The sequence below is a fragment of the Kitasatospora sp. NPDC059747 genome (genome assembly GCF_042732955.1).
Classification (GTDB): Bacteria; Actinomycetota; Actinomycetes; order Streptomycetales; family Streptomycetaceae; genus Kitasatospora.
The window spans coordinates 6478-13491 of the sequence record NZ_JBHWGV010000093.1 but is presented as its reverse complement, the minus strand read 5'-3'; the positions used below and the strand labels follow the sequence as shown (position 1 = coordinate 13491).

7 protein-coding genes are annotated in these 7014 nt (G+C 74.3%); 1 reads left to right on the top strand and 6 read right to left on the bottom strand.

All coding sequences use genetic code 11. The features are described 5' to 3' along the window. Positions 1–120: 120 nt before the first annotated feature. Together ACFV4G_RS31765 and ACFV4G_RS31760 are read right to left on the bottom strand one after the other, a co-directional pair. The gene (locus ACFV4G_RS31765) at positions 121–948 is read right to left on the bottom strand and encodes a M28 family metallopeptidase (protein WP_380445573.1); all 828 of its coding nucleotides are present in this window, start codon (positions 946–948) and stop codon (positions 121–123) included. Between the two features lie 450 nt (positions 949–1398). Then, complete coding sequence (locus ACFV4G_RS31760; RefSeq protein ID WP_380445572.1) at positions 1399–2262, bottom strand: response regulator; 864 nt, start codon at positions 2260–2262, stop codon at positions 1399–1401. A 267-nt stretch (positions 2263–2529) separates the two neighbouring features. On the opposite strand from ACFV4G_RS31760, the gene ACFV4G_RS31755 reads away from it, so the two are divergent. After that, the gene (locus tag ACFV4G_RS31755; protein WP_380445571.1) at positions 2530–4725 is read left to right on the top strand and encodes a sensor histidine kinase; all 2196 of its coding nucleotides are present in this window, start codon (positions 2530–2532) and stop codon (positions 4723–4725) included. A 131-nt stretch (positions 4726–4856) separates the two neighbouring features. Here the strand turns inward: ACFV4G_RS31755 and ACFV4G_RS31750 are convergent, their stop codons facing one another. The 4 genes from ACFV4G_RS31750 to ACFV4G_RS31735 all read right to left on the bottom strand — a co-directional run bounded on the left by ACFV4G_RS31750 (position 4857) and on the right by ACFV4G_RS31735 (position 6687). Further along, positions 4857–5048, bottom strand: a complete 192-nt coding sequence (locus ACFV4G_RS31750) for a hypothetical protein (protein ID WP_380445570.1) — start codon at positions 5046–5048, stop codon at positions 4857–4859. A gap of 153 nt (positions 5049–5201) precedes the next feature. Then, positions 5202–5864, bottom strand: coding sequence for a cupin domain-containing protein (locus tag ACFV4G_RS31745; protein WP_380445569.1), 663 nt, complete (start codon positions 5862–5864; stop codon positions 5202–5204). A gap of 44 nt (positions 5865–5908) precedes the next feature. Next, the gene (locus ACFV4G_RS31740) at positions 5909–6331 is read right to left on the bottom strand and encodes a hypothetical protein (RefSeq protein WP_380445568.1); all 423 of its coding nucleotides are present in this window, start codon (positions 6329–6331) and stop codon (positions 5909–5911) included. After that, positions 6328–6687, bottom strand: a complete 360-nt coding sequence (locus ACFV4G_RS31735) for a hypothetical protein (protein WP_380445567.1) — start codon at positions 6685–6687, stop codon at positions 6328–6330. Before ACFV4G_RS31735 ends, ACFV4G_RS31740 begins: the two co-directional genes overlap by 4 nt. Positions 6688–7014 lie beyond the last annotated feature (327 nt).

The window sequence follows — 7014 nt, the reverse complement described above, 5'->3', positions numbered from 1 at the left end:
GGGCGGGGGGGGGGGGGGGGGTTTCGCCCCGCCCGGGTTTGCCGGGGGGGGGGCCCCCCGGCGGGGGGGGGGGGGGCGCGCCCCCCCCCCCCCCCCAGGTGCCCTCACGGGCCGGCGGGGTCAACTCCCGTCGGCCGAGAGCGTCCAGAGCGCGTGGGCGATGGCGTCGGTCATCCGCCCCAGCGCGGTGTCGTCGATGTTGGCGCTGGTGTCGCACGCGGCGTGGTAGCAGGCGTCGAACGCCTGGCCCGCGGTGCCGCCCCACTTGGCGGCCTGGTCGGCCGTCTTGATGTAGTCGGCGCCGCTGAACAGCCCTCCGACGCGGATGCCCGCATCCTGGAAGGGCGCGTGGTCGGAGCGGCCGTCGCCCTCGAAGTCCTGCTCGGTGGCGATGCCGCGGGCGGCGAACCAGTCGTGGAACAGGGCGTCCAGCGCCGGGTCCTGGCGGTAGGTGAAGTAGCCGGGGTTCGGCGAGCCGATCATGTCGAAGTTCAGGTACGTGTCGATCGACGAACGGTCGGCGGGGGAAAGGCCGTTGACGTAGTTTCGGGAGCCGACCATGCCGTTCTCCTCGGCTCCCCACCATGCGAACCGGAGGTGCTTGGCGGGCTTGAGCCCGGCCCGCGAGACGGCCAGGGCGGTCTCCAGGATGCCCGCCGTGCCGGAGCCGTCGTCGTTGACGCCGGGGCCGGCCTGGACCGAGTCGAGGTGGGCTCCGGCCATCACGACGTGCGCGGAGTCGCCGGACGGCCAGTCGGCGATCAGGTTGGCACCGCCCGCACCCCCGTCGTCGAACTGCTGGACGGCGGTGGTGAATCCGGCCGCGTCCAGCTGCGCCTTCACGTAGTCGAGCGAGGCCTGGTAACCGGAGGTGCCGTGGGCGCGGTTCCCGCCGTTGGCGTCGGCTATGGACTGCAGTTGCGCGAGGTGGGCCTTGACGTTGGCCACGGGTATGGCGGGGGCGTCCTGAAGTGCCTTGAGACCGACGGGTTTTACCCAGACGGCCGGGGCAGCGGGGGCGGCTGCGGTGGCCGGGGCGGCAGGGGCATAGAGGGCGGCGGCAACCAGGCCGGCCAGTGCGGTAGGCAGAACGGCACCGCGAAGGGCTGCACGGCGGAGGACTGTACGACGAGGGACAGCACGTCGAAGGACAGCACGGACGCCGTGCGGGGTGCGCTCGGTCACGGGAGGCTCCAGGTTCCGGTGGGGCAGAACGGGAAGGCGTAACCTCGCGGACGCGCACCGGGGTTGGGGACTCCGGGCGGACACCTGATGTGGGGTCGGGACGGGTCGCGATCGCAAGGTTGACGCGTTCATGAGGATCCGGCCGGGCCCCGGGGTCGTCAAGGGGTGGCGCAGCGGTCGGCCGTCGGCCAAGGCCTGGACCGGCCGGGACGGTCAGCCGTCGCCGAGGCCCATGTCGCGGGCGCGGGCTACCGCTTCGGCGCGCGTGCCGACGTGCAGCTTCTCGAAGATGTGGGTCACGTGGTTGCGCACGGTCTTCTCCGCCACGACCAGCTCACGCGCGATCCGCCGGTTGTCCAGTCCCCGCGCGACCAGGTCCAGCACCTCGGCCTCGCGGGCGGTGAGTTCGGGGAACAGCTGTCCCGCCTCGCGCATCCGCGCACCCGCCAGCAACTCGGCGATCCGCCCCGCGACCTCGCCCCCGAAGACCGCGCCGCCCGCCGCGACCGTCCGCACCGCGTGCAGCACCTCCTCCCGGCCGGCCCCCTTGACCAGGTAGCCGCGGGCCCCCGCCTGGAGGGCGGCGAGGAGGTTCCCGTCGTCGTCCGACATGGTCAGCATCAGCACGGGCGGGGCCTGCTCGCGCCCCGACAGCGTCCGGAGGGCTTCCAGACCGGAGCCGTCGGGCAGCGAGAGGTCCATGATCACGACGTCCGGCGCGGACCGCTCGACGGCCCCCGGCACCTCGGCGATCCGCTCGGCCTGCGCCACGACGGAGATGCCCTCGGCGCTCTCCAGTGCCGCCTTGAGGCCCTCGCGGAACAGCGGGTGGTCGTCGACGACCAGGACACGGACGGGCCTGACTCCCTGCGGCTCGCCAGACCCCGACTCCGCGGGCTTCGGCTCTGCAAGTTTCGGCTCCGCGGGCATCGGGTCCTCGGGCAGCGGGTCCTCGGCTTTCGGCTCATCACGCCTCGGCTCATCACGCCTCGGGCCCTCGGGTCGCAGCGTGCCGGGCTGCGACAGGTCCGGCTCCGGCGCGTTGGGCTGCGGTTCGTCCACCCGGTGTTCGTTCACCCGGCCGACGCTACCAGCGACGATCACGTGACTTTCCGTGACATGCTCCGGGGTCATCCGGGCGGCTGACCGGCCGGGCCGGAGCAACGGGACACCGGCGGTGACCCGCTGCGGGCCGCGGACGAGACCCCTGCCCCATGCGCCCGGGACACCGGGCCGCCGAGACTGGAACGCGGCCCACGGAACGGCGGCCACCCCTCGCCGTCCCGGGCCGGAGCCCCGAGTACCCGAAGCCCACGTCCACCTTCGAGCCTCCGAGGCGGTGCCATGACCACGGCGTCCTCCCCCCGGCCCCGGACGGCGGCACGGCAGCAGCTCACGGCGGCTGCGGTCGTCACGGCGGTCTGCCTGGTCGTCGCCACCGCCTGGATCTGCTACGTACTCGTCCACCTGGGGGACCCGAGCGTCGTCACGCCCAGGAACGAGCTCGGCATCCTCATCTACGCCCTGCCGACCGCCGGTGCCGGGATGCTGCTCCACGCCCACCGCCCCGGCAACCCGCTCGGCTGGGTCATGCTGGTCTACGCGGTCACGCTCGTCCTGCCCAACGCCGCCGCGGCGCCGGTCACCGTCCAGGTCGCCGACCCCGGCGTCGTGGGCGCCGCGGCGGTGTTCCAGGTCCTCTGCGACACGGTCAACTCCACGCTCTTCTACGTTCTTCCGCTCTGGCTGCCCACCGGCCGCCTGACCACGCGCCGCTGGTGGTGGTACATCGCCGCGGTCACGCTCTGGGTGCTGCCGGGCTCGCTGTCGTTCCTCGCCAGGCCCGAGGTGTTCGACCGCCCCGACCCGCTCGCGGACAGTCCGCCCGCCCGGTTCTTCGGAGCGCTCGGGGAGCACGTGTACGGGTACTCGGACGCCGTCAACTACCTGCTCGTCGGCATCGCCGCCGTCGTCCTGCTGGCGCGGATCCTCCGGCCGGCCGCCCCGGCGGCGGGGCAGCGGCAACCCGTCGCGCGGCACCGCGCGAACGTCGCGGCGATGCTCGCCGCCTACCTGTTCTGGGCCGGCATGCAGGACTTCTACCGGCGGATGTACCGGGAGGCGTTCTGGCTCAGCTACGCGCTCTTCGCGGCGGCCGGGCTCGCCTGGGCGGTCGCGGTCGGGTACCTGGTCGTCCGGGACCGCGGCTGGCGGCTCGACCGCGCCGCGCGCAGCGTCCTCAGCGGGCTGCTGCTGGCCACCGGGATCACCGCGCTATTCGTGGCGCTCGCGGCCGTCCTGTCCGGCCGGCTGGCGCCCGGGCACAGTGGGCCGGCGCTGGTGCTGATCGCCCTCGTGTTCACGCTCGGTGCCGGACTGCCGCGGGCCACCCGGTGGGCCGTCTCGCTGGTGGACCGGCTGTACTACGGCGAGCGGGCACAGCCGTACCAGGTGCTGCGGCGCCTGGCGGGGCGGGTGCGGCAGGTCGTCGACCCTGCGGAGTTGCCCGCCGCGCTGTGTGCGACGGTCGCGGAGGAACTGCGACTGCCCGGGGTCGCGCTCACCGTCAGTACGCGGGCCGGGCGACGCCCGCTCGCCTCGGTGGGGCGGTTGGACGGGCGGCGGGAGCAGGGCTTCGCGCTGGTCCACCACGGCGAGCCGATCGGCGAGTTGACGGTCGGGCTGCGGGACGGCGAGGAGCGGCTGGACCCGAGCGACATCGACATCCTGCGCTCGCTGGCCGACCAGGCTTCACCCGCGGTCGCGTCGCTGCGGCTGCAGGAGGACCTGCAGGCGAGCCGGGAGCAGCTCGTCGCGGCGCGGGAGGAGGAGCGGCGCCGGCTGCGCCGGGACATCCACGACGGGCTCGGTCCGGCGCTCGCGGGGCTTCGGCTGCGGGTGGACAACGCGGCGTCGGCTCCCGCGGCGTCAGGGGGTGCAGGGATACCGGGGGCATCCGTCCTGGACGGCGGCCTCGGCGGGACGCTGCGGGGAATCTCGGCCGACCTCGGGATGGCGATCAAGGAGGTGCGGCGGATCACCGAACGCCTCGGGCCCGCGCCGCTGGGCGAGTTCGGGCTCACGCGGGCCGTGCGGCAGCTGGCCGGGACGTTCAGCGGCGCGGGGCTGAGGGTGACGGCCGACGTGTCGCCGGACCCGCTGCCCGACCTGCCCGCGGCGGTCGAGGTCGCGGTGTACCGGATCGCCGCCGAGGCCCTCAACAACGTGCTGCGGCATGCCCGGGCACGCCACGCCAGGGTGACGGTCCGAGTGGACGCGGAGGCCGTCACCCTGGCCGTGCGGGACGACGGGGTGGGGCTGGTCGGGGACACGGCCCGGGAGGCCGGCGGGGACGGAGGGGCCAGCGGGGCCGGAGGGGTCGGACTGCGGTCGAGGGCGGACCGGGCCGCCGAGGTCGGGGGCAGGTGCACCGTCGGGCCCCTGCCGGAGCACGCGGGGACCGAGGTGCTGGCGACGCTGCCACGGTCGCCCTCCCGGGAGCACGGCACGGACGGCTCGGGTTCCGCGCCGGAGGTGTGAGACGTCGGGGTGTGAGACGTCGGGGCGTGAGCCGTCGCGGACGGCCGGCAGGCCACCCGTCACCCCACGGCACGGCCCTCGGTGCGGGGGGCACCGAGGGCCATCAGGGGGATCGGGGACTTGGCCGACTGTCAGGTGTGGCCGGGCCTGCACTTCTGGCCGAGCTGGCAGCCCTGCGGCGACTCCCCGATGCCCGGCGCCGAGCCGGTGCCGGACACCGAGGCCGACGATGAGCATGCGTTCTTCAGCGCGACCGCCGCCGCGATCGCGCCGACGGCGGCGCCGGCCACACAGAGCGCCTTCGTGGTGGTGTTCGTTGCCATGAGTGGTACTCCCGCTTCTTCCGAACGGCCGAGTCGATCGATCGGTCACCCCCCACTGTGCGCACGAGTGAGCCCCGGCCGCATGGGACCGCCGTCCCGTTCCGGTCCCAGAGGGGTGGTCCCGGCCCGGGGCGGAGGAAGGACGGCGATGGCTCAGTGCGACCGGCAGGGGCGCGGCCGGTCGCTGTCGGCGAGGTGGTCGGTGGGCGGGTCCGGGCATCCGACACGGCCCAGAAGCGCCGTGACCGGCTCTTGCGGACCGGCGCGGAGGCCGTGCCGCTCCCCCGCCCGGACGTATGCCAAGTCACCGGGGAAGAGGGAGACTTCGCCGTACTCGCCGAGAAGCACGCCGGTGCCCGACATGACGACGATGAACGCATCGGACGCCGGGTAGCGGAGGAGCTCGTGGCCTTCACCTGCGGCGAGGGTCATCGATGTGACGGCAACCCTCCGCCAGGCCATCCGTTCCGAAGAACTCCTGCGCTGGGAAGGGATGTTGACCGACTCTTCGGCCCGCACCGGCTGGACGGTGAGGATGGCGGTCAGTGCACCCCGGAGGGCGGTGAGGCGGCAGACGCTGCCGGGCGCGTGGTGGAGCGCCTCGCCCGGACCGAGGATCCGGCCTGCCGCGGCGAGGCGGCCCGCGAGCACCACGGTCACCGATTCGGCGTCCGCCGGCGGGCGTTGCTCGATGTGGGCACCGGGCGGCAGCGTCTCGATGGTCAGGCCGGCGAGTACGGGCGGGCGGCGGCTCGCGTCGATCGGACGTTGGAGGGCGGGCGCGGTGCGGGGCACGGCGGCGGGGACGACAATCACGCGGATGACCTCCGAGGGTCATGTGCAGGTGAACGGCACTGGGGTCAAGGGCGGTTGTGGCGCACGTGGCGCCGTTCGGCACGGCGGCGGGCGAGACTCTCTCGCGTCCCCGCGGTGCGGCGGGGAACGGCGAGGGTGAGGCAGAGCAGCTCCGCGCCGAACGGGCCGGCTTCGAGATGGAGCGTGCGACCGCTCACGGCCAGGAGGAGGTCACCGTCTGATGCCAAGTGGCCTGGCTCGTAGGCCTGTTGGCCGATGGTGGCGGTGCCGCGCAGGGCGTGGAGCACGGTCTCGGCGTCGGCGCGTCCCGGCAGGACGTGGTGGGCGCCGGGGCTCAGGCGCAGGTGGTCGAAGGACTCGCAGGCGCTCGTGAGCATGTCGCGACGGGCGAGGCAGCGGACGCGGACGCGTTCGCCGTTCGGGCCGAGGATGACGGCGGCGGAGGCCGTCGCGCTGGAGACGATCACCGGGGTTCGCCTTCTTTCGGGGCTTGGGCGGGGTGCGGGACGGTGAGGACCGCGTGGAAGTACTCCATCCCGGCGGTGCCGGCGGTGAGGACGGTCCGCGCGCCGATCGGGAGGGTGAGCGCGGTGCCCTCGACGAGCGGGATGCCGGCGTCGGGGGCGCCAGCCTCCCCGGGTTCACCGGCCAGGCCGGAGCCGGCGGTGACGTAGAGCATGTGCTCGACGGTGTCGGCGCCCAGCTCCGCGTTGCGGCCCGGATCCAGCCACTGCAGGCCGACACCGCGGAGGGGGCCGGCGAGCAGGCGGCCGGGGTCGACGGCGCCGTGTCGGCGCAGGTCGGTGAGGACGGTGCCCGGCATCTCGGGGCTCCTTCGGGTCGCGGCGGGCCCCGGCGGCCCGCCTTCGACATCACGGTCCGCCGCCCGCCGTCCCGGCCGCACGGGGGCTGGGTCCCGTGCGGTTCCCGGCTCGCGCCCGGGCCGTGCCCGTCCCCCGCCCGGGCGGCGAGCGGGACTCGGACGGGACGGGGGCAGGATGGGTGGGACGGGCGGGACGACGGAAGCCGACAGCCGACGGCGAACAGATAACAGCTGACAGATAACAGATTTCGAAATCTGTTATCTGTCAGCTGTTCGCCCACCCCCCCCCCCCCCCCCCCACGGAACGTGGTAAAAGGATGGGTGGCG

Excerpts from the sequence above, each read along its gene's own strand:
- ACFV4G_RS31755 (WP_380445571.1), top strand. The coding sequence starts at position 2,530 with ATGACCACGGCGTCCTCCCCCCGGCCCCGGACGGCGGCACGGCAGCAG.
- ACFV4G_RS31750 (WP_380445570.1), bottom strand. The coding sequence starts at position 5,048 with ATGGCAACGAACACCACCACGAAGGCGCTCTGTGTGGCCGGCGCCGCC.
- ACFV4G_RS31735 (WP_380445567.1), bottom strand. The coding sequence starts at position 6,687 with ATGCCGGGCACCGTCCTCACCGACCTGCGCCGACACGGCGCCGTCGAC.